Source organism: Actinoplanes solisilvae, from assembly GCF_003999975.1.
Lineage (GTDB): Bacteria > Actinomycetota > Actinomycetes > Mycobacteriales > Micromonosporaceae > Actinoplanes > Actinoplanes solisilvae.
In genome coordinates this window covers 132,915-153,759 of the sequence record NZ_RJAC01000009.1, presented here as the reverse complement: position 1 = coordinate 153,759, position 20,845 = coordinate 132,915, and the positions used below count along the sequence as shown (strand labels likewise).

The 20,845-nt window shown below is 72.3% G+C and carries 18 protein-coding genes; 10 read left to right on the top strand and 8 right to left on the bottom strand.

What is annotated here, in order from left to right:
* Positions 1-37 precede the first annotated feature (37 nt).
* Together EER30_RS23420 and EER30_RS23415 are read left to right on the top strand one after the other, a co-directional pair.
* Positions 38-721, top strand: coding sequence for a response regulator transcription factor (locus tag EER30_RS23420; protein WP_127502650.1), 684 nt, complete (start codon positions 38-40; stop codon positions 719-721).
* Positions 718-2,052 (top strand): HAMP domain-containing sensor histidine kinase, encoded by a 1,335-nt coding sequence (locus EER30_RS23415; RefSeq protein ID WP_127502649.1) that lies wholly within the window; start codon positions 718-720, stop codon positions 2,050-2,052. The genes EER30_RS23420 and EER30_RS23415 overlap by 4 nt, the downstream gene beginning before the upstream one ends.
* Here the strand turns inward: EER30_RS23415 and EER30_RS23410 are convergent.
* Both EER30_RS23410 and EER30_RS23405 read right to left on the bottom strand, forming a co-directional pair.
* Complete coding sequence (locus tag EER30_RS23410) at positions 2,039-2,365, bottom strand: STAS domain-containing protein (RefSeq protein WP_127502648.1); 327 nt, start codon at positions 2,363-2,365, stop codon at positions 2,039-2,041. The two genes, EER30_RS23415 and EER30_RS23410, sit on opposite strands and share 14 nt — an antisense overlap.
* On the bottom strand, positions 2,362-2,673 hold the full coding sequence (locus EER30_RS23405; RefSeq protein WP_127502647.1) for a hypothetical protein: 312 nt from the start codon (positions 2,671-2,673) through the stop codon (positions 2,362-2,364). The genes EER30_RS23410 and EER30_RS23405 overlap by 4 nt, the downstream gene beginning before the upstream one ends.
* Positions 2,674-2,811: 138 nt before the next feature.
* Here EER30_RS23405 and EER30_RS23400 point away from each other — a divergent pair, with 138 nt between their 5' ends.
* Positions 2,812-3,366 (top strand): GerMN domain-containing protein, encoded by a 555-nt coding sequence (locus tag EER30_RS23400; RefSeq protein WP_127502646.1) that lies wholly within the window; start codon positions 2,812-2,814, stop codon positions 3,364-3,366.
* A gap of 3 nt (positions 3,367-3,369) precedes the next feature.
* Here the strand turns inward: EER30_RS23400 and EER30_RS23395 are convergent, their stop codons facing one another.
* A complete protein-coding gene (locus tag EER30_RS23395) occupies positions 3,370-3,864 on the bottom strand; it encodes a hypothetical protein (protein ID WP_127502645.1) in 495 nt (164 codons plus the stop codon).
* 157 nt (positions 3,865-4,021) lie between these two features.
* On the opposite strand from EER30_RS23395, the gene EER30_RS23390 reads away from it, so the two are divergent.
* Both EER30_RS23390 and EER30_RS23385 read left to right on the top strand, forming a co-directional pair.
* A complete protein-coding gene (locus EER30_RS23390; protein ID WP_127502644.1) occupies positions 4,022-5,704 on the top strand; it encodes an aminotransferase class V-fold PLP-dependent enzyme in 1,683 nt (560 codons plus the stop codon).
* A gap of 468 nt (positions 5,705-6,172) precedes the next feature.
* Positions 6,173-7,402 (top strand): hypothetical protein, encoded by a 1,230-nt coding sequence (locus tag EER30_RS23385; RefSeq protein ID WP_240670257.1) that lies wholly within the window; start codon positions 6,173-6,175, stop codon positions 7,400-7,402.
* A gap of 52 nt (positions 7,403-7,454) precedes the next feature.
* On the opposite strand, the gene EER30_RS23380 is transcribed toward EER30_RS23385, so the two are convergent.
* From EER30_RS23380 to EER30_RS23365, 4 genes are all read right to left on the bottom strand, one after another.
* Entirely contained in the window at positions 7,455-7,832 is a 378-nt protein-coding gene (locus EER30_RS23380) for a DUF732 domain-containing protein (RefSeq protein WP_127502643.1), read from the bottom strand.
* 86 nt (positions 7,833-7,918) lie between these two features.
* Positions 7,919-9,745 carry a protein kinase domain-containing protein gene (locus EER30_RS23375; protein ID WP_127502642.1) on the bottom strand — a complete coding sequence of 609 codons (1,827 nt, stop codon included), beginning with the start codon at positions 9,743-9,745 and terminating at the stop codon, positions 7,919-7,921.
* Positions 9,746-9,848: 103 nt separating this feature from the next.
* Positions 9,849-11,048 carry a globin domain-containing protein gene (locus EER30_RS23370; RefSeq protein ID WP_127502641.1) on the bottom strand — a complete coding sequence of 400 codons (1,200 nt, stop codon included), beginning with the start codon at positions 11,046-11,048 and terminating at the stop codon, positions 9,849-9,851.
* A gap of 21 nt (positions 11,049-11,069) precedes the next feature.
* The gene (locus EER30_RS23365) at positions 11,070-11,498 is read right to left on the bottom strand and encodes an RrF2 family transcriptional regulator (RefSeq protein ID WP_127502640.1); all 429 of its coding nucleotides are present in this window, start codon (positions 11,496-11,498) and stop codon (positions 11,070-11,072) included.
* A gap of 200 nt (positions 11,499-11,698) precedes the next feature.
* Here EER30_RS23365 and EER30_RS23360 point away from each other — a divergent pair, with 200 nt between their 5' ends.
* From EER30_RS23360 to EER30_RS23345, 4 genes are all read left to right on the top strand, one after another.
* Positions 11,699-12,589 carry a dioxygenase family protein gene (locus EER30_RS23360; RefSeq protein ID WP_127502639.1) on the top strand — a complete coding sequence of 297 codons (891 nt, stop codon included), beginning with the start codon at positions 11,699-11,701 and terminating at the stop codon, positions 12,587-12,589.
* Between the two features lie 58 nt (positions 12,590-12,647).
* Positions 12,648-13,868, top strand: coding sequence for a DUF1800 domain-containing protein (locus tag EER30_RS23355; protein ID WP_127502638.1), 1,221 nt, complete (start codon positions 12,648-12,650; stop codon positions 13,866-13,868).
* 11 nt (positions 13,869-13,879) lie between these two features.
* On the top strand, positions 13,880-15,097 hold the full coding sequence (locus EER30_RS23350) for a DUF1501 domain-containing protein (RefSeq protein WP_127502637.1): 1,218 nt from the start codon (positions 13,880-13,882) through the stop codon (positions 15,095-15,097).
* A 72-nt stretch (positions 15,098-15,169) separates the two neighbouring features.
* Positions 15,170-15,520 (top strand): hypothetical protein, encoded by a 351-nt coding sequence (locus EER30_RS23345; protein WP_205650379.1) that lies wholly within the window; start codon positions 15,170-15,172, stop codon positions 15,518-15,520.
* On the opposite strand, the gene EER30_RS23340 is transcribed toward EER30_RS23345, so the two are convergent.
* Complete coding sequence (locus EER30_RS23340) at positions 15,413-18,130, bottom strand: ATP-binding protein (RefSeq protein ID WP_127502636.1); 2,718 nt, start codon at positions 18,128-18,130, stop codon at positions 15,413-15,415. The two genes, EER30_RS23345 and EER30_RS23340, sit on opposite strands and share 108 nt — an antisense overlap.
* A gap of 105 nt (positions 18,131-18,235) precedes the next feature.
* Here EER30_RS23340 and EER30_RS23335 point away from each other — a divergent pair, with 105 nt between their 5' ends.
* A complete protein-coding gene (locus EER30_RS23335; RefSeq protein ID WP_127502635.1) occupies positions 18,236-20,818 on the top strand; it encodes a BREX system ATP-binding domain-containing protein in 2,583 nt (860 codons plus the stop codon).
* Positions 20,819-20,845: the final 27 nt, after the last annotated feature.

Sequence of the window (20,845 nt, the reverse complement as noted above, 5' to 3'; positions counted from 1 at the left end):
TCGTGTCGCGGCGTGCCCGGCGCGGCATCATGCGGTTATGAGCGCCGTGCTGTTGATCGAGGACGACGACCGGATCCGCCTGTCCCTGGCCATGGCCCTGGAGGACGAGGGCTATCAGACCCACGCCGTGGCCACCGCCGAGGAGGGTCTCGAGATGCAGCGCCGGCAGCCCGCCGACGCCGTACTGGTCGACCTGATGCTGCCAGGGATGGACGGCTTCGAATGCATCCGCCAACTGCGCCGCACCGACGACGTGCCGGTGATCGTGGTCAGCGCCCGCGACGACACCCACGACATCGTGGCCGGGCTCGAGGCCGGCGCCGACGACTACGTGGTCAAACCGGTCGCCGTGAAGGAGCTGGCCGCCCGCCTGCGAGCTCTGCGCCGCCGGGGCCGGACCGCCTCGGCCACCGCCCCGGGGGTGACCACGATGACCTTCGGCGACCTGGAGATCCGTCCCGAGGCGGGCGAGGTGCGCCTGCACGGCGAGCCGGTCGCGGTCACCCGCACCGAGTTCCGGCTGCTCTGCGAGCTGGCCGAGCACGCCGGGCAGGTGCTCTCCCGGCAACAGCTGCTGAGCCGGGTGTGGGAGTACGAGATCGGCGACGAGCGGCTGGTCGACGTGCACGTGGGCCGGCTGCGCCACAAGATCGAGGACAGCGCGGGCAAACCGAAGCACCTGGTGACCGTGCGCGGCCTGGGCTACAAGCTGCAGCCGTGAGAAGAGCGGGCCTGCGTACGAGGGTCAGTGCCGCGTTCGCCATCGGCGCCCTGGCCCTGTCGGCGGGCGTCACGTTCGTCTCCTACGAACTGATCAGCAACACGCTCTTCCGCGAGCGCGAGCGGGCCGCCGTACGAGCCACCTACTTCGACGCCGCGGTCATCAACTCGGGCCTGATCGGCGACGACCCAAACGTGGGCGACCTGCTGCAGTCGCTCGACATCGGCGCCGACCGCTACGTGCTGCTCTCACGCCAGGGCCGGTGGTACGCGCGCAGCGCCGGCCCCGCGGCCGACGTCCCTACGGCTCTGCAGGAGATGGCGGCCCGGGGTGAGGCCGGGGCGCAGCGAATCCGCCGCGACGGGCAGCCCGCGCTGGTCGTGGCCGTTCCGGTGCAGAACTCGGCGGTCTTCTACGAGATCGTCTCGCTGCGCGAACTGGAACGTACGCTGCAGCTGCTCGGCCTGGTGCTGACCGCGGTGGCGATCATGGTGTCGGCCGGGGGAGCGGCCGTCGGCTGGTACGTCACCCGGCACGCCCTGCGCCCCCTGGCGGCGGTGGCCGAGGCGGCCAGCGGCATCGCGGGCGGCGACCTCGACACCCGCCTCGACCCCGACGCCGAACCCGAGCTGGCCCGGCTGACGTCGTCGTTCAACCACATGGCGGACGAGTTGTCGCGCCGGCTGAAACGCGACCGCCGGTTCGCCGCCGACGTCTCGCACGAACTGCGGTCCCCGCTGCAGACCCTCGCGGCCGCGGTCAGCGTGCTCAACCGGCGCCGCGACGGCCTCGACGAGCGCTCGGCCGCCGCGATCGGGCTGATCGCCGACGAGGTCGCCCGCTTCCAGGCGCTCGTCGACGACCTGCTCGAACTGGCCCGCAGCGACCAGCCGGTGCAGCGTGAGGCGGCCGACATGGACCTGCTGGCCCGGCGCGTGCTCAGCTCCCGCGGCCTGCCCGGCGACCTGGTCGAGTTCATCCCCGGCACGCCGGTCGACTGGCCGGTCGACCGCCGCCGCGTCGAGCAGGCCCTGGGCAACCTGCTCGACAACGCCGTCCGCTACGGCGGCGGGCCGGTCGCCGTGCGCGTCGGGCCCGGCTACCTCGAGGTGGATGACGCGGGACCCGGAGTGCCGTCCGAGTCCCGCGCCACGATCTTCGATCGCTTCGTCCGCGGCCCGGCCGCCGGCGCGCGCGGCGGCGGCGACGGCACCGGGCTGGGCCTGGCCATCGTGGCCGAGCACGCCGCGGCCCACGGCGGGCGGGCCACCCTGGCCGACCGGCCCGGCGGCGGCGCCCGCTTCCGCATCGAGCTGCCTACACCGTCCTGACGGCCGTTTCGACGTCCGGGTACATCGGGAACACCTGGTGCAGCTTCATCGTGTGCAGCACGGTGATGACGTAACGCGACGGCGCGGCCAGGCTCAGCGTGCCGCCGCGACCCTTCGCGTCGTTGTAGGCCCGCACGAGCAGGCTCAGCCCGGCCGAGTCGATGTGCGCGGCCGCGTGCAGGTCGACGACCACGTGCCGGTGCGCGCTGAGCGCCTCGGCCAGAGCCTCGCGCAGCAGGTCGGCGGCGGCCGCGTCGATGTCGGTGAGCGGCGTGACGACCGCGGTGTCCGTGTCGTTGCTGACCGCGGTCATCGAAGGCCCTCCTTCTCGGTCGTGCGACCATCGGCGGTCGCCACCACGACGGTGACCGCGCCCGCGGCGAAGACCACTTGCAGGCCGAGCTCGGCCGCGCTGAACCCCGATGGCAGGTCGGCGGCGATGCGCGCGATCGTCGACGCGAAGACGGCGGCGCCCACGCCCACGGCCGGGGGCAGCCAGAACGGCACGCGCCGGCCGGCCAGCGCGCCGGCGACGCCCAGCGCGCCGGCGACGCCCAGCGCGCCGGCGACGCCCAGCGCCACGCCGACGACGACGGCGGTGGCCAGGCTGGTGAGCGTCATGGCTGGGAGACTCTTCCTCTCCGGATCGACCGTTTACGTCCTCCACAGTGCCCGCCGGACTTTGCGGAACGTTCCCGGCGATATGACAGTTCCGTGACGGAGGCGCAGACCCGCCCGGACGCGAGGCATCATTCGGATATGCGCATCGGGGTCCTCGCCGCGGCCGCCGTCGTGCTGCTCGGCGGCTGCGGGGTGCGGGCCCAGGCCGAGCCGCACGGCGTCGACCTGCCCCGCCATCCCCTCACCACGCCCGGTGCCGGGGCGACCGTGCCCGTCGGCGAGGTCGCCCAGGTGCTCTGCCTGGTGCGCGACGACCGGCTGGTGCAGACCGTCCGGCGTACGCCCTCCTACCCGGGCGTGCAGGCCCAGCTCGACAGCCTCGTCGCCGGTCCCACGCAGGCGGAACGGGCGGCCGGGCTCGGCTCGGCGCTGGCCGGCGTCGCCCTCACCGCGCGGCTGACGGCCGGGGCCGAGGTCACGGTCGAGGTGCCCGACGTCGAGGAGGGCACCGCCCGCAACGACGAGATCCTGGCGTACGGCCAGATCGTGTGCACGCTGACCGCGCGCAGCGACGTCGGCTCGGTCGTCTTCACCCGCGGCGGGCAGCCCCTCGAGGTGCCCCGGGCCGACGGCACGCTGACCAGCGGCCCGCTGCGCAGCAGTGACTACGCCGACATGACCGTGCCCGGCTGACCCCTATCTGGCCGATGCTGTGCGGGCGACCAGCATCTGGGCCGGGGTGAGCTGGTCGCCGCGGGTGCGGCGGCCGGTGCGGCGGAACCCGTCGGCGCCCGGGCCCAGCCGCGGTTTCAGCTCGCCGGTGTCGACCAGCGGGGCCGGCTCGTCGGCGGGCCGGGTCAGGGCCGGGTGCCGCTGCTCCCACTCGTCGCGCACCTTGGCCGGCAGATGCAGGTGGCGCCAGAGACGACGCAGCACACTCGGGTTGAGCAGGTCGTTGATCTCGCAGCAGTCGGCGGCCTGGCAGAGCACCGTCTGATAGGCCTGCCGCTGCTGCGCCGGATCCTCCAGGTCGAGGATGCGTCGGGTGCGACGGCCCGTCGCCATGTGTTTGGGCAGTTCGAGCAGGCCCACGCTGTGGCCGTGCAGATCGTCGAGGCTCTCGGGGACGCTGGGTGCCCGGTGGCTCGGGCCGCGCTGCTGGCGACCGTCCCGGGCGGCGACGTACGACATGGCCTCACGTTAGGCTCGCTCAGTCGCGCGGGTCACCAGGTCCGGCGGACGGGATGTCAGAGTGCTGAGTGCGATGAGAGTGATATGCGTCTTGTCGCTTTTAGCGCTCGACGCGCCACAAGCGTGATCGAGCGTCGGGGCACGTGGAGGGGTACACATGGACACACCGATGTTGCGGCGGCTCCGCGAGGGCTCGATCGGCACGGGAACCGTCATCGACGGGCCGTTCGGGCCGCGACGGGTGACTTATGCCGATCAGACCGCTTCCGGTGAGGCGCTCGACTTCGTCGAGGACTTCATCCGCGGCACGGTGCTGACCGGCTACGCGAACACCCACACCGAGGCATCCTCGACCGGGGCCCGTACGGGCGCCCTGCGCGAACAGGCCCGCGAGACGATCCACCAGGCGGTCGGCGCCGGGCCCGACGACGTGGTTCTGTTCTGCGGCTCCGGGTCGACGATGGCGGTCAACAAGCTCGTCGCGCTGCTCGGTCTGCGGGTGCCCGAGAACCTCGACGACCGGTACGGGTGGAGCGGGCAGATCTCCGCCGAGCAGCGCCCGGTCGTGTTCGTCGGGCCGTACGAGCACCACTCCAACGTGCTGCCGTGGCGTGAGTCGATCGCCGACGTGGTCGAGATCGCGAGTGACGGCCGGGGGCACCCCGACCTGGACGATCTGGCGACGGCGCTGAAGGCGTACGAGGGAAGGCCTTTGCGCATCGGCAGTTTCTCGGCCGCCTCGAACGTGACCGGGCTGATCACCGACGTGGCAGCGGTCTCGGCGCTGCTGCGCTCGCACGGGGCGCTGTCGGTGTGGGACTACGCGGCGGGCGGGCCCTACCTGCCGATCACGATGACCGACAAGGACGCGATCTTCCTCTCGCCGCACAAGTTCCCGGGCGGGCCCCAGACACCGGGCCTGCTGGTGGTCGGCAAGCACCTGCTGCACAACCGGGTGCCGACGGTGCCGGGCGGTGGCACGGTCGCGTTCGTCGACCCGGACAACCACCGTTATCTGGACGACCCGATCGCCCGCGAGGAAGGCGGCACGCCGGCGATCGTCGAGTCGATCCGGGCCGGGCTGGTCTTCAGTGTCAAGGAGTCGGTCGGCACCGACGTGATCGCGGCGCAGGAGAAGCAACTCTGGGAACGCGCCCGTGACCGGCTGTCGAGCCGGGTCGAGATCCTCGGCGACCTGGAGTCGGAGCGGCTGCCGATCGTGTCGTTCCAGGTGCGCGTGGGTTCGCGATACCTGCACCACAACTTCGTGGTCGCGCTGCTCAACGACCTGTTCGGGATTCAGGCGCGCGGCGGGTGCTCCTGCGCCGGACCGTACGGGCACCGGTTGCTCGGCATCGGGCAGGAGCTGTCGCACCGCTTCGAACACGAGATCGAGGACGGCTGGGAGGGCATCAAGCCCGGCTGGTCACGCCTCAACTTCGCCTACTTCGTGTCGGACGCGGTGGCCGACTACATCATCGAGGCTGTCTCGCTGATCGCCGCGTACGGCGACCGGTTGCTGCCGTTCTACCGCTTCAGCCCGCTGACCGGTCAATGGCGTCACGTGTCGGCCTCGCCGTCCCTGCCCCGCCTGACCGATCTGAAGCTGGCCGCCGACGGCACCGTCACAATGCCCGCCGCGCCCGCGACGCTGGGCGAGGACGCGCTGCCGGCTCACCTGGCCGAGGCTCGCGCGCTGCTGACCGGCCTGTCATCACCGGTCGACGGCAACGGCGCGAAACTCCCGACCGCCTTCGAAAAGCTCCGCTGGTTCCTTCTCCCCGACGAATGCCTGGACGGCTGGGTAGGCGCCTACGGCGACGGCACGCCGGTGCACTGATCCTTCTTTCGACCTGATCACGGCAGTCGTGTATCCGGCGGGCCTGGGACATCGGGGCGCAGAATCGACCAGATGAGCACGGCCGGAGCGGCCACAACGACCGCGGCGAACACGGCTGAGCCGACGACATGGGCCACGGGGGTCTGGGCGGCCTCCCCGATGCGGTATGCGCAGCCGACGTCAAGCCCGGGGTGATCAACAGTGCCCGTTGCAGCGGGCGACGCACCTCTCGACAGGAGAATGCGACACAGCCGGCCAGCACCAGCGTCGTGACGGCCGCAGCACCGTCGTGGACCCCGGGCCGATCGAGGACGTCTCCCGCGACGGCCACACAACCACCGGCACCGAAAACGGGAGCCATCACCGGAACCGGATGCTGTCTTACTCGCCCACCGCCCAGCTCGGGCCGTGCTGAGCACGTCCGATCGCTATCGTGCTGACGGCACAACGTCGAAGGGACCAACCGCGATGCGTCTGGACCGAATGGTCATGCCGGGGCAGGTATGGGGAATCGCCACGGACGATATGGGCGGTCCGGTCTTCGTGACCAGCGTCGACGGACGCGATCTGAACGCCACCGCGTTGGCCGCCGTCGATCCGTCGGATGGCGTCGTCTGGCAGCGCAGCTTCCCGGGCCGTCCCCGGCCGCCGCGGGTCTCCTCGGCCGGCACGGTCTGGCTGACGCACCGCGGCCCTGAGGGTCACTCCTTCACCGAGGTGAGTTCCGACGGCCGGACCCTGCGCACGGTCGTCCCCGAACATCAAGCCCACGAACACCTCGGCGCCTTCGTCGTGCTGCCCGACGGCTTCTGCGCGATCTGGCTACCAGCCGACCCTTACCACCCCGTCCCACCCGGTCAAAGCCCCCGAATCGTCCGCCACACCGAGACCGGCACCACTGCCTGGTCCACACCGCTGCCGCTCGATCGCGTCTCCTTCCCCGGCGTTGTCGAAACAGGCGAACACAACGGCTGGAAACCCCGTCCGAAACGGCCGTGGCGGCGATCGACGATCGAGGCCGACCACTGGGAACCGCTCCTGATCTCCGGCGACCGGGCGCTCGCCGGCATCACCGACGGCAGCAGCGGTATCGGCATCTGCACCATCCTCGACACCACCACCGGCGAGATCATCACCACCACCCCGCCTGGACCCCACCAGCACAAGGCCATCGCGGCGGACGGGTCCTTCCTGATCGGCCGGCAAGGCTACGGCGCATTCTCGACGACGCGATACGACCCGCAAGGAATCGCGCAACAGACCTGGCCCAGCCACGGCATGATGCTCGTCGACCACCACGGAGCGATCCGTGGCCCCGAATCGGAGAACGTCGTGCCATCGGGGTCCCGGTACCGTGTCCTCAACGCCGACAGCTCTCTGACCGACGGCCCACCGCTGAGCGGCTACTACACCACCTATCCAGCTCTGGACGCCGACGGCACCGCTGTGTTCTGGCGTGACGGCAAGCTCCTGACCATCGACTCCGATCTTCAGGCCCGGACGCTGTTCGCACAGGACGACGATCGCGCAGTGATGAGCAGAGTCCTGCTCCTCGAACATGGCCGTGTCGTCTTCAGCCTGCACGGCGAACTGTTCATCTTCCGCGACACCGGCCTGGCGAAGCTCGCCGACGGGCCCTGGCCGTGCGGAGACGGCAACCTGCGCGGCAACCCCGCCCTAGGTGCGCGTCCCTTGTGAGGTGACCGAAGCCGGTACGAGAACCTCGACGTCGAGGTTCTCGCTGATACGCCTACTTCGCGCAGACCGTGCTCTTCGTCGCCTCGACGATTTGCGTGGCAACCGCAGCATCCACTTGGAATTGCGTAGCCGCGTGGTTCACCACCTGGGCATCGGTCCTACCCTGTCGAATGTCGCGGCAGATCTCTCCGGCATAGCGCACAATTTCCTTGTTCTCCGCGAGGCCTTTGTCGATCTTGACCAGCGCTTCCTGGTAGGCCCGCAACAGATCGTCACTGATTCGCCATCCTGGTTCAAGGAAGGCCGTGGACGACGCCGACTCGGTCGGTGCCGCCCCCGTCGGTTCGGCCACGGGTTTGGATTTCGCGCTGGCACACCCCATGAGTGCACCAACCGTCGAGACCGCAACCGCCCACACTCGTACACGCATCATGGCCTCCTAAGTGGACTCCTGGTGGCACGGTATCCGGGCGCCAGATCGATGGCTGCCCCTGTGCGTGGTCGGGGTGGCGGCGACTACGACGACATGGTGATGGTGTCCACGTCGGACGCGTCCGGGCCTCGGAAGACCAGGACGAGGGCGCTGGAGCTCTTGGCGGCCAGGGTGGCGGTGACGGTCGCGTAGGTCTGGAAGTTGCCGGTGGCGGGCATGGTGACCGTGGCCAGCAGGGGGCCGGTGGCCGAGCCGCTTCTCAGCTCGACCACGGCGTGGCCGTCGGCGCCCGCGTGGCGCAGGGTCACCTTGCGGATGCCGGTCAGCGGATGGTTTCGGTAGCCGACCCAGTCGCCGTTGTCGGTGTGGCCGACCACTCGGCCGCCGCTGGCCTCCTGGGGGAAGGAATCCTCGGTGCCGCTGTTGTCGGTGTAGGACTCGGCCTCGAAGGTGACTCGGATCGGTTTGGGCGGCGGGGGTGTTGTGGCCTTGGCCGTCGGCGTGGGCTTGGTCGTCTGAGTCTTCTTGGGGGCGGGGGACGGCTTCGTGGGGGTCGACCGCCGGCTCGGGGTGGCCGATACCCGGGCTGACGGCGGAGCGACGGGTGTCTCCAGGCCGGGCAGGCGAACTCCGGCCGCGTCGAGGCTGGGGGCGGGCTGCGCGGCCGGGGTATCCGAGGTCTGAGTGACGACCACCGCGGCGATCGAGGCTGCCACCACGGCCGTGGAGATCGCCAGGATTGCGGCCAGCGGGCCGCGCGAGCGGTTGCGGGGGATCGGCGCTTCCAACGTCGGCTCGGCCGTTCTCGCCGGCGCGGGCGATGGGGTGAGCGCGGCCGTCGGCGATGATGCTGCCGGAGCCGGAGCCGGAGCCGGAGCCGGAGCCGGAGCCGGAGCCGGAGCCGGAGCCGGAGCCGGAGCCGGAGCCGGAGCCGGAGCCGGAGCCGGAGCCGGAGCCGGAGCCGGTGATGCTGCCGCCGCGGGCGGAGCGGCCGCGGCCACGGGAGCAGCAACGGGCGGAGCCTCGGGAGCGGGTTGCGGTTCGGGCGCCGGGCTCGGCTGGGGCGCGGCGTGCGGGCCGGTTTCCGGGGAAGCCGGAGCCGACGCGGACAGGACGTGCTTGAGAAGATCGGCGGCCTCGTCGGCCGTGGCGCGCTTGGCCGGGTCTTTCTCCAGCAGCGCCGCCAGGACGGGCTCCAGCGGGCCGGCCTGTTTCGGCGTCGTAGGCGGCTCGACCATCAGCGCGGCGAGCGTCGCCATCGGGGACGACCGCTCGTACGGCGGGTGCCCCTCGACGGCCGCGAACAGCGTGGCGCCCAGCGACCACAGGTCGGAAGCCGCCGAGGCCGGTTCGTCGCGAGCCCGTTCGGGGGCCAAATAGGACGGTGAACCCAGCAGAACCCCCGTACGGGTCATGGCCGAGTCGCCGAGCAGCACCGCCAGGCCGAAATCGGTCAGCACGACCCGGCCGTCGGTGGCGAGCAGCACGTTGGCCGGCTTCACGTCGCGGTGCAGGATGCCCGCGCGGTGCGCCGCCCGCAACGCTTCCAGCACGTCGAGCCCGACGCGGGCGGCCCGCGCGGGATCCAGAGGCCCGTCCTCGCTGACCACGTCGAACAGCGAGCGCGACCGCACCAGCTCCATCACGATCCAGGGCGCGCCCTCGTGCTCGATGACGTCGAAGATGCGTACGACATGGGGGTGGTCGACCTGCGCGGTGGCCCGTGCCTCGCGCATCGCCCGCTCGCGCAGGTCGCCCAGCTCCGCCGTCGTGAGGCCGTCCGGCTTGATCTCCTTGATCGCCACGTCGCGGCCGAGCAGCTCGTCGCGGGCCTCCCAGACCTGGCCCATCCCTCCTCGTCCCAGCAGGGACCGCAGCCGATAACGGGAGGCGAGAAGGTCGTTGATCATGGCTACTTTCGGGCCGAGGCGGGCGGATCGAGACCGGACACCACGACAACGGATGAAAATGGCCGAAGTTCAGTTCACACCGCGCGGTGTTGCTTCGAGCCGATCACACTGCGACCGGAACCGGGCGGTACTGCTCCGAGCCGAAGACCTCGTAGCGGATGCGCTCGTCGGGGATGCCGCGGCGGTGCAGTCCGGCCCGGATGTGCTGCATGAACGGCACCGGGCCGCACAGGTAGACCTCGGCGTCGCCGTCGAGCGGGATCAGGTCGACGTCGACCCGCCCGGCCTGGGCGCCCGCGGTCGGCTCCTCGTACCAGACCTGGTGGTCGAAGGACCGCAGTCGCGAACCGTGCAGGGCCGTGTCGGTGCGCAGCGGGTGACGTTCGGCGTTGCGGTCGGCGTGGACGGCGGTGACCGCGCGGCCGGGCTGGGTGCGGGCCACGTGGTCGAGGATCGCGGTGATCGGCGTGATGCCCACCCCGGCGCTGATCAGCAGCAGAGGTGAGGTGCCGTCGCGCAGGGTCAGGTCCCCGTACGGCTGACTCAGGCGCAGCACATCGTCGACCTGGACGTCGTCGTGCAGCCAGCTCGAGACAACGCCGTCGGGCGTGCCGGAAACTCCGCGCAGACGGCGGACCGTGATCCGCAGCGGACCGCCGGTCGCCGAGGACAGCGAGTACTGCCGCAGCTGGCGGGTGCCGTCGGGCAGGTCGGCGGCGACCGTCACGTACTGGCCGGGCTTGAAGTGCGGCGCGGGGCCGCCGTCGGCCGGGGCGAGCAGGAACGACACCACGTCGTGGGCCTCGTGGATCTTGTTGACCACCGTGTACTCCCGCCACGGGTCGGCGCCGTCCACGCCGGCCTCGCCGTAGATGCGGGCCTCGCGGCCGATCAGCCGGGCCGCGAACAGCCAGTAGACCTCGTCCCACGCCGCGGCGATCTCGGGCGTGACCGCGTCGCCGAGAACCTTGCCCACCGCGCCCATCAAGTAGCGGCCGACCGTCGTGTACTGCTCGGGACGAATGCCGAGGGCGCAGTGCCGCTGGGCGATGCGCTCGACGATGTGGTCGAACACGCTCGCGTCCGGGCCCTGGCCGACCAGGTGAGTGGCGAAGGCGGCGACGGCGCCGGCGAGGGCCTGCTTCTGTTCGCCGGTCGCCTGGGCGCTGCGGCTGAACAGGTTGAGCAGGTCGGGGTTCTCGCCGAGCATCGTGTCGTAGAAGACGCCCGAGATCGCGTCCAGGTGCTGGGCGACGACCGGAAGGGTGGCCTCGACGACCGGGACGCTGGTTGGGGACAGCATTGTTCCTCCGTGGATCGGTTGTTACGGGCGGCCGAGGGTGAGCAGCACCTGCTGGGTCGGGGGTGCGGCCAGGTCGCCGATGGTGAGGGGGTCCAGGGACGCGTAGAACGACTCCTGGGCGCGCCGGAGCGCCCCGCGCAGGCGGCAGCCGTGGCGGAGCGGGCAGGCGGGGTCGCCGTCGCAGTCGACGACCTCGGTCTCGCCCTCCAGGGTGCGAACCAGGCCGCCGACCGAGGTGTCCCGGGCCGACGAGGCCAGCCGGACCCCGCCGCTGCGGCCGCGCACGGTCTCGAGCAGGCCCATGTGCTGGAGCTTCTGCACCACCTTGGCGAGGTGGTGGCGGGGGACAGCCAGCGAATCGGCGAGCTCGTCGATGGTCAGCAGACCGTCGCGGGCGGCACCGAGCATGAGGACGCGGAGACCGATGTCGGTCGAGCGGTTCAAGCGCACGGGACGAGCCTAGTTAAAGAAGACTCTGATAGTCCTCTTTTATGCCAGTGATCACAGCAGGGGATGATGGCGATATATGTTAACGATCACAATGCATGGCGTGTCCAGTCGTGTACTGACGCTGAAAATACTTGACGAAACAAGTTTCTGGCGTATGGTGGAGATGTTACTTGTTGCTTCAAGTAAATTCGGGAGAGCGCATGTCCAGCAGCACCGCGGTGGCCGACGCCCGCATTCCCGCGTCGCACCCGTTCGCCGAGCACCTGCGCAAGGCAGCCGCCGCCGGGGAGCACCGCGCGTGGACGCCCGAGGACGGCCCGATGCCGAGCCTCTACGTCAGCCACGGCGGCGGCCCGATGCCCTTCGAGAACCCGGAGTGGCTCGACCCGCTGCACACCTGGGCCCGCGCGCTACCCAAGCCCACGGCGATCCTGGTCGTCAGCGCCCACTGGGAATCGGCCCCGCTGTCGGTCAGCGCCCCGCGCCCGAGCGAGCTGGTCTACGACTTCAGCGGCTTCGACCCGCTCTACTACACCTTCCGCTACGACACGCCCGACGCCGGCGAGCTGGCCGCCCAGGTCACCGCGATGATCTCCGGCGCCGAGCAGGTGCACGAGCACACCCGTCGCGGTCTCGACCACGGCGCCTGGGTCCCGCTGAAGATCATGTACCCGGGCGCCGACGTGCCCGTTCTGCAGCTCAGCCTGCCCACCGACGACCCCGACGAGCTGCTGGCCCTGGGCGCCCGGCTGCGGCCACTGCGCGAGCAGGGCGTGCTGGTGATCGGCTCGGGCCACATGACCCACGGCCTGCCGTTCCTGACCCGCGAGATGTTCACCGAGGGCAAGGTCCCTAGCTGGTCGGCCGACTTCGACGCGTGGGCCGCCGAGGCGCTGGCCCGCGGTGACGTGAGCGAGCTGGCCCGCTTCCGCAGCGCCGCCCCGGGCATGCCCTATTCGCACCCGACGGTCGAGCACTTCACGCCGCTGTTCGTCACCCTCGGGGCCGCTTCCGACCCGGCCGCTCCCGTGATCACCAAGCTCGACGGCTACTCGATCGGGCTCTCCCGCCGCTCGTTCCAGGCGGCCTGAACCCGATCCGGATCTCGCGCTTACACAACCCGAACAAAGGCCGCCTAACGTCGCCGGCATGAGCGAGGTCACGCACCTGCTGCGCCGCCTCACCTTCGGCCCGACCACGGGCGAGGTGCAGGCGGCGGAGAAAGCCGGCCGCGACGCGACCCTCGACCGCCTGCTGCGGCCGGTCGCCGTGCCGGAGCCGCCCGACCTGGGCGACGATCCCGTCGCCCGGCTCGGGAAGGACGCCACCCGCGATCAGCGGCAGGCCGCCCGCCGCTCGCAACGCGAGCAGGTCTCCGCGGTCGTGCAATGGTGGCTGGGCCGGATGGCGGCCGGGGGAGCGGCCGAGAAGCTCACCTTCTTCTGGCACGGGCACTGGGCGACCAGCGTGCAGAAGGTGCGCTCGGCCCACCTCATGCTCGCCCAGCAGCAGACCTTCCGGCGCTACGGGGCGGGCGGCACCGGCCCGCTCGTGCGGGCCATGCTGCGTGACCCGGCCCTGATCCTCTGGCTCGACGGGCAGAAGAACACGCGCAAGGCGCCGAACGAGAACCTGGCCCGCGAGGTCATGGAGCTGTTCACGCTCGGCGTGGGCGCCTACACCGAGGATGACGTCAAGGCCGGCGCTCGCGTCCTCACCGGCTGGCAGGTCGACCGGGCGACCGGCCGGGCGCGGCTGGTGGCGAAACGCCACGACGACCGGCCGGTCACCCTGCTCGGCCGCGAAGGTGTCCTCGACCTCGACGGGTACGCCGATCTGCTCGTCCGCCACGAGGCGCACCTGCCCTTCATCGCCCGCCGGCTGTGGGCGCGCTACGGCGGCCCGAGCGAGGCGCCGGCGGTGACCGGGCCGGACACAACGGCCATGCTCCGCGCGCTGTGCCGCACGCCCGAGTTCGGCGGGACGGCCGGAACCCTGGTCAAGCAGCCGATCGAGTGGCTGCTGGGGGCCGTACGCCAGCTCGGTCTGCCGCCGTCGGGAAGCGAGCTGATCCTGAAGGCGCTCGGGCAGGTGCCGCTGCGGCCGCCCTCGGTCGGTGGATGGCCCGCAGGGGCGGCCTGGCTGACCACGTCGTCGACGCTGACCCGGCTGCGAGCGGGGCAGAAGCTCGCCGGCCGGGCCACCGCGGCGGCCGACCGGTTGACCGGGTCCGACCGCATCGAGGCACTCGCCGCCCTGCTCGCCGTCGACGGCTGGAGCGACCGCACCCACGCCGCGCTGAAAGGCATCAAGGACCCGCGGCGACTGCTCGCCACCGGGCTGGCCAGTCCCGAATACGCCGTCCACTGAGGAGGCAGGCAATGGACACCCTCACCCGCCGCCGGTTCCTGATCGCCAGCGGGGTGACCGCCGGGGCGGCCGCCGCGACGCTGGGACTGCGGGAGATCCTCGCGACCTCCGGCGACCGCGACCCGGCCGCGAAGACCCTCGTTCTGATCACCCTCTACGGCGGCAACGACGGCTTGAACACCGTGATCCCGCACGCGGATCCCGCCTACGCCGCCGCCCGGGCCGACCTGGCGTACGCGCCCGGCGAACCGCTCGACGTCGGCGACGGCTTCGCCCTCAACCCCGGAATGCCGGGGCTGCACCGGCTCCTCGGCGACGGCCGGCTCGCGATCGTGCACGGGGTCGGCTATCCGAGACCGAACCGCAGCCACTTCCAGTCGATGGACATCTGGCAGACCGCGCAGCCCGGCCGTCCCGGCACGACCGGCTGGCTGGGCCGCTGGCTCGACTCGGCCGGCGGCGATCCCCGGCTGGCGATCTCCTTCGAACCGGTGCTGCCGCCGTTGCTGGCCGGGGCGAAGAGCGCGGGCGCGACCGTTCCCGGCGGCGAGCTGAGGCTGCCCGCCGGGGTGACGCCCGAGCTGCTGAGCGGGCTCGGCGCTCCGGCGCCGGGGGAGTCGCCGGCGCTCGCTCGCGCGGCCGCGTGCTTCACCGACCTCGTGCGGGTCCGCGACCTGATCTCGTCGGCTCCGTTGGAGGATGAGGACGACGACAGCGACGCGCCGGCGACCGCGACCGGCGGCGCCGCACCCCCGCTCGACCAGCAATTGGCCCTGGTGGCCCGCTGCGTGGAGGCGAACGTGGCAACCCGCGTCTACTCGGTCTCGCTGGGCGGCTTCGACCTGCACGCCGACGGCAAGGACGCGCAGAAGGCGCTGCTGGCCAAGCTCGACAAGCCGCTCGCGGCCTTCGCCGACCGGATGGCGGGCCGGGGCGTCGTGGTCGCGGTCTACTCCGAGTTCGGCCGCCGGGTGCGGGCCAACGCCTCCGACGGCACCGACCACGGCACGGCGTCACCGATGTTCCTGCTCGGTGACGGCATCCGGGGCGGTCTGCACGGGGAGCCACCCAGCCTCACCGACCTCGACGACGGCGACCTCAAACACACGACGGACTTCCGCGACGTGTACGCCGCCCTGCTCGCCGACGTGCTGGGAAGCGACCCCGCGCGGGTCCTCGACGGCTGGTCCGGCCGCATGCGCGAACCCTTCGTCAACGACGCGTCATAAATCGGCCCAGCGCCGTTCACGTGGCGTCAAAACAGCGGTCGTACGGGCCCCGGCCGTGGATCTTTTATTGACGTGAACGCACACCTGACCACCCTCGGCGTCGGAGCCGTCGTGGTTGTCCTTCAGCTCTACCTGATCCACCGATGTCGCCGCACGAAGCGCCGCGGCGTCGCCACCGCCACCGCCTCGCTCGGCATCCTGATCGCCGTGGCGCTGCTGGAGACCGGCCACTCGGCCCAGCGCACCCGCGCGGCCCGGCACGAGTCGCTCGAAGCCCTGCAGCTGCACGACCGGCCCGCCGCCGTGGCGATCGACTCAGTCCACGGCGGGGAGCCGTTCGGCCAGGTCGGCGCGGCTGGTCACGCCCAGCTTGCCGAACACCTTGCCCAGGTGCCACTCGACCGTGCGGGCGCTCAGAAATAGCTGGGTGCCGATCTCGGGGTTGCTCAGGCCGTCGGCCGCCAGCCAGGCGATCAGCGACTCGCGCGCGGTCAGGGCGGCCGGGGCCACGGTCCTGCGACGGCGGGCGGTGCGCTCGCCGGTCGCCAGCAGCTCACGCCGGGCCCGGTCGGCGAACGCGGCCATGCCGATCGAGTCGAACATCTCGCGGGCCGTCCGTAGCTGCTCCCGAGCCTCGTCGAGCCGGTTCTGGTGCCGCAGCCATTCGCCCAGCAACAGGTGGGTGCGGGCCAGTTCGGTGCGGATTCCGGCCCGCCCGAGCAGCTCGATCGCCTCGCGATAGTCGGGCTCGCCGCCGCCCAGCAGCGCCCGGCCCTTGGCCTCGAGCCCGCGCCCGAAGTCGGTGCCTTCCCGCGTTGTCTCGGCCAGCCGGGCCAGCGCGCGGGCGGCGACCTGAATCTCGCCCACCTTCACGGCTGCCTCGATCAGCTCGGGCAGCGCCCACGTCGACACGAAGACGTGCCCGTCGTCGACCGCCAGCTTCGCCTGCGCGTACGCCTCAGCGTGCCGGCCCAGACCGCTCTCGAGCACCGCGTTCACCCAGTGCGCGTACGTGGTCTGGGACTGCTGACCGGCCTGGCCGACGGCGAACAGGGTCGCGGTGTGCGGGGCCAGCTCGGCCCGGTCGCCGCGCAACGCCGCCAGGAACGCCGTGGTCGACGGCGGCATCAGGCTCCCGGTGATCTCGCAGATCGCGGCGGTCTCGGCCATGTGCGTCGCGGCCGACACGAAGTCTCCGCGCCACGCCTCGGCCAGCGCCATCGCCACCAGGTCGAGCGGCAGCATGTCGAGCGCACCGGTCGCGCGCGACATGAGCACCTGACGGGAGTTGATCTCGTACGCCGCGTCGTTGTCCCAGATGATCGCGGTCGCCAGCCACCCGTACGCGAGCCCGTCCTCGCGGGTCAGGCCGCTGTCGGCGAACTCGCGGGCGACCGTGCGCAGGGCCGGAGCGGCCGCGGCCGGGCCCTCGACGAAGACGGTGGCGAGGGCGTCGAGCAGGCGGTCGACCGGGCGGGGCGACTCGGCGGGCGGAAGCGCGCGGGCGGCGTACGCGATCTCTTGCATCGACCCGGGACCGGTCATGCGGCCGGCGAAGGAGGCCGCGCGCCACGCCTCGAGGTAGGTCTCGCGGGCCAGGCCGGGGTCGAGCGGGGTGAGCCGTTCGGCCGAGCGGAAGAGCACGGCCAGCGCGTCCTCGCCGACGCCGACGACGAACGTGATGCGGGCGCGCAGCTGGTCGGTCTGCGCGGCGTCGAAGGCGGAGAGCGGGCCCGCCGCGGCCGTATCGAGCAGCTCGCGGGCCCGGCCGAAGGCGCCCGAGGCCATCGCGGTGCGGGCCGCGGCGAGGGCCCGTACGGCGTGAAGTCGAGGGTCTGGGGTGAGCCGCACGGACTGCTCGCGGAAGGCCGCCGCGGCGGCCAGACCGCCCCTCGACTGGGCGCGCTCGGCCGACCGTTCGAGCTCGGCGGCCACGCTCTCGTCGGGCCCGGAGACGGCCTGGGCCCGGTGCCAGGCCCGCCGGTCGGGGTCGACGGCCGCGTCGGTGACCTCGGCCAGCGCCGCGTGCAGCTCGCGCCGGGCCGGTTCGGCGGCCGACAGGTAGGCGGCCGAGCGCACCAGCGGGTGACGGAAGTGGACGTGCTCGTTGAACTCCATGAGGCGCGCGTCGATGGCGGGCTGGGCGGCCTGCGGCGGGATGCCGAGCCGGCGGGCCGCGCGGTGCACGAGCACCGGATCGCCCGACGGGTCGGCCGCCGCGAGCTGCAGCAGCCGGCGAGCCGAGGCGGGCAGTGCCTCGAGCTGACGCCGGAAGCCCTCCTCGAGCCGCGCGGCCACCGGCACCTGGGCCGGCATCGACGACAGCCCGAACCCGCCCGCGAAGTCGGCGCTGGTCATCGTGCGCGGCAATTCCAGCAGGGCCAGGGGATTGCCCCGCGCCTCGGCCACGATCAGGTCGCGCACCTGGCTGTCGAGCGGTCCGGCCAGCCGCTCGTCGAGCAGCTCCCGCGCGTGGTCGGGGGCCAGGCCGGCCAGTTCCAGCACCGGCAGCCCGGCCAGGTGGGTGCTCGGCTCGCGGGCGGCGAAGACCAGCCCGACCGGGTCGGCCGACAGCCGCCGGGCGACGAAGCCGAGCGCCTGGGCCGAGGCCTGGTCGAGCCACTGCTCGTCGTCGACGACGCAGACCAGCGGGCGGTCCCCGGCAGCGTCGGAGAGCAGAGTCAGCAGGGCCAGCCCGACGAGGAAACGGTCGGGCGGCGGGCCCGGGCGCAGGCCGAACGCCGTGCTCAGCGCCATCCGTTGCGGGTCCGGCATGTCGTCGAGGTGGTGCAGCACCGGCTCGGCCAGCAGGTGCAGGGCGGCGTAGGCCAGCTCCATCTGCGACTGCACGCCGGACACGGGCAGCACCCGGAACTCGTCGGCGCGCCCGGTCAGATAGCCGAGCAGCGCGGTTTTGCCGACTCCCGGTTCCCCTCGCACGATCAGCGACTGGCTCCGGGCCGTACGCACGCTGTCGAGAAGGCGGTCCAGCGATGCTCTTTCGGCATCGCGATCGGTAAGCGCTAGGACCACGACGAGCCCCCCTCGGCAGCGGCAGCAGCATGATCTTAACCGGGTGCGCAAGCCTGTGAGCTGGGGCACAGGCGCTAAACGGAGTCAGGGTTACGATTTTCGCGCATGGCTGCGAACCCCTCCGGCCTCTTCGGCCGGCGCCAGGAACGCGCGGCTCTCGACCGTCTGCTGAAGGACGTCAGCGGCGGCAGCGGCCGCGTCCTCGTCATGCGCGGCGAGGCCGGCTCCGGCAAGACAGCCCTTATTTCGTACGTATCCGCGCGCGCCCAGAAGCTCCAGGTTCTGCCCGTCGCGGGCGTCGAGTCCGAACAGGAGATGCCGTACGGCGGTCTGCACCAGTTGCTGGCCCCGCTGCTCGGGCACCTCGAGCGGCTGCCGGCCCCGCAGTGCGAAGCCCTCTCCACCGTCTTCGGGCTCAACACCGGCCCGATGCCCGACCGGCTCATGGTCGGGCTGGCCACCCTCACCCTGCTCGCCGAGGCGTCCACCGACCGCCCGCTGATCTGCCTCGTCGACAACGTCCAATGGCTCGACAGCACCACGGCGTACGTCCTGTCGTTCGTCGCCCGCAGGCTGAGCGCCGACGCCGTGGGGCTGCTCTGCGCGACCCGCGAGAACGGCGAGGACGTCCTGTCGGGACTGCCCACCCTGTTCGTGCGCGGGCTGAGCGACGCCGACGCGCGTGCGCTGCTGCTGCGCACCGTCCACGGCTCCCTCGACGCGGCCGTGCTCGACCAGATCGTCGCCGAGAGCCACGGCAACCCCCTCGCCCTGCTCGAACTGCCCCGCACCCTGGCCGACCTCGCGGGCGGATTCGGGCTGCCCGGCACCCGGTCGGTCGCGGGCCGCATCGAGGAGAGCTACGGTCGCCGCATCGGCCGCCTCCCGCCGGGAACCCGTCTGCTGATGCTGACCGCGGCGGCCGACCCGCTCGGCGACCCGGTGCTGCTCGACCGGGCCGCCCGTACGCTGGGCGCCGATCCGGCCGAGCTGGCCCCGGCGGTCGACGAGGGGCTGGTCGAGGTGCACCGGCGGGTGGTGTTCGCGCATCCGCTGGTGCGGGCGGCCGCCTATCGCTACACGGACCTCGACGACCGCTACCGGGTGCATCGCGCGCTCGCCGAGGCCACCGATCCGGTCACCGCGCCCGACCGGCGGGCGTGGCACCGGGCCCGGGCCGCCGCCGAACCCGATGAGGGGGTGGCCGCCGAGCTGGAGAGTTCGGTCGGACGGGCGCAGTCACGGGCCGGACTCGCCGCCGCGGCCGCATTCCTGAGCCGTTCGGCCGAGCTGACTCCCGACCCGGCCGCGCGGGCCCGCCGCGGTCTGGACGCTGCCTTCGCCGGTCAGCGCGCGGGCGCCTTCGACCTCGCGCGGCGGCTGCTCGTGCTGGTGCTCGCCGGCCCGCTCGACCCGACGCAGCAGGCCCGCGCCGACCTGCTGCGGGCTCACCTGGCCGAAGACCCGGTGCCTCGCCTGCTCGCGGTGGCCCGGCGGCTCGAACCGCTCGACGCGCGGCTCGCCCGGGAGGCCTATCTGGACGCTGTCGTGGCCGCGCAGTCCCCGGCCGGGCGGCGGCACGGGCCGGGGCTGGCTTCGGTGGCCCGGGCGGCACGCTCGGCTGCTTTCCGTTCCAGCGGCGGCTCGACCGAGCTGATCCTCGACGCTTTCGGTGCTCTGGCCGACTCGTCGGACACGGCGGCGCCGCTGGCCCGCGAGGCGTTCGCCGCCCTGCGCTCGGTGCCACCGGCCGCGCGCGAGCTGGGGCAGGGGGCGATGCTCGCGCTCGCGTGGTGGGACGACCAGGAGGCGTACGGGCTCTCGGACCGTTATCTGCGCGCGGCGCGCAGCACGGGGGCGCTCAGCGAACTCCCGCCGGCGGTCGGGATCCGCGCCGCCGTCCTCCTTCTCAGCGGAGAACCGGTGGCGGCCGCTGCCCTGGTCGAGGAGGTGGCCGCTCCAGACGTGGCGCTGCTGCTGGCGGCCTGGAACGGGCAGAAGGGTGACGACCAAGTCGGCGCCCCGGCCGACTACGCCCGCGCGCTGCTGGGCAACGGGACCGGACGACATGGCGATGCCCTCGAAGCGGCCCGGCGCGCGGCCGACGACCCGGTCGTCCGCGGCCACGCGCTGAGCGAGCTGGTCGAGGCGGCTGTGCGCAGCGACCAGGCCTCACTGGCCGCGCCGGCCGTGGCCGAGCTGGCGCAGCGGGCACGCGCGGCCGGAACCGACTGGGCCCTGGGCATGGCGGCACTGGCCGGCGCTCAGCTCGACGGGAACTTCGCGCCGGCTCTCGAATGCCTCGGCCGCACCCGGGTGCGGCCCGCGCTGGCCCGAGCGCACCTGCTGCACGGCGAGTGGCTCGGCCGGTCGGGGAAGCGCGCCGACGCCGGCACCTCGCTCGCCCTGGCGTACGAGATGTTCACCGCCTTGGGCATGACCGGGTTCGCCGACCGGGCCCGTCGTGAGCTGCTCGCGGCCGGGTCCTCGGCGCCGCAGACCCGGCTTCGGGAAGACCTCACCGAGCAGGAGGCCCAGATCGCGCAGATGGCCCGGGAGGGTCTGTCGAACCCGGAGATCGGCGCGAAGCTGTTCCTCAGCGCCCGCACGGTCGAATGGCACATGCGCAAGGTCTTCACCAAGCTCGGCATCAGCTCACGCCGCCAGCTCCGCTCGCTCCCTGGATAGCCGCTGCCGCTAAGTTCACGTAGCCCG

Bases quoted from the DNA above. Each gene is read 5' to 3' on its own strand.
- EER30_RS23420 (WP_127502650.1), top strand. From the start codon at position 38: ATGAGCGCCGTGCTGTTGATCGAGGACGACGACCGGATCCGCCTGTCC.
- EER30_RS23410 (WP_127502648.1), bottom strand. From the start codon at position 2,365: ATGACCGCGGTCAGCAACGACACGGACACCGCGGTCGTCACGCCGCTC.
- EER30_RS23405 (WP_127502647.1), bottom strand. From the start codon at position 2,673: ATGACGCTCACCAGCCTGGCCACCGCCGTCGTCGTCGGCGTGGCGCTG.
- EER30_RS23400 (WP_127502646.1), top strand. From the start codon at position 2,812: ATGCGCATCGGGGTCCTCGCCGCGGCCGCCGTCGTGCTGCTCGGCGGC.
- EER30_RS23395 (WP_127502645.1), bottom strand. From the start codon at position 3,864: ATGTCGTACGTCGCCGCCCGGGACGGTCGCCAGCAGCGCGGCCCGAGC.
- EER30_RS23390 (WP_127502644.1), top strand. From the start codon at position 4,022: ATGGACACACCGATGTTGCGGCGGCTCCGCGAGGGCTCGATCGGCACG.
- EER30_RS23385 (WP_240670257.1), top strand. From the start codon at position 6,173: ATGCGTCTGGACCGAATGGTCATGCCGGGGCAGGTATGGGGAATCGCC.
- EER30_RS23380 (WP_127502643.1), bottom strand. From the start codon at position 7,832: ATGCGTGTACGAGTGTGGGCGGTTGCGGTCTCGACGGTTGGTGCACTC.
- EER30_RS23375 (WP_127502642.1), bottom strand. From the start codon at position 9,745: ATGATCAACGACCTTCTCGCCTCCCGTTATCGGCTGCGGTCCCTGCTG.
- EER30_RS23370 (WP_127502641.1), bottom strand. From the start codon at position 11,048: ATGCTGTCCCCAACCAGCGTCCCGGTCGTCGAGGCCACCCTTCCGGTC.
- EER30_RS23360 (WP_127502639.1), top strand. From the start codon at position 11,699: ATGTCCAGCAGCACCGCGGTGGCCGACGCCCGCATTCCCGCGTCGCAC.
- EER30_RS23355 (WP_127502638.1), top strand. From the start codon at position 12,648: ATGAGCGAGGTCACGCACCTGCTGCGCCGCCTCACCTTCGGCCCGACC.
- EER30_RS23350 (WP_127502637.1), top strand. From the start codon at position 13,880: ATGGACACCCTCACCCGCCGCCGGTTCCTGATCGCCAGCGGGGTGACC.
- EER30_RS23335 (WP_127502635.1), top strand. From the start codon at position 18,236: ATGGCTGCGAACCCCTCCGGCCTCTTCGGCCGGCGCCAGGAACGCGCG.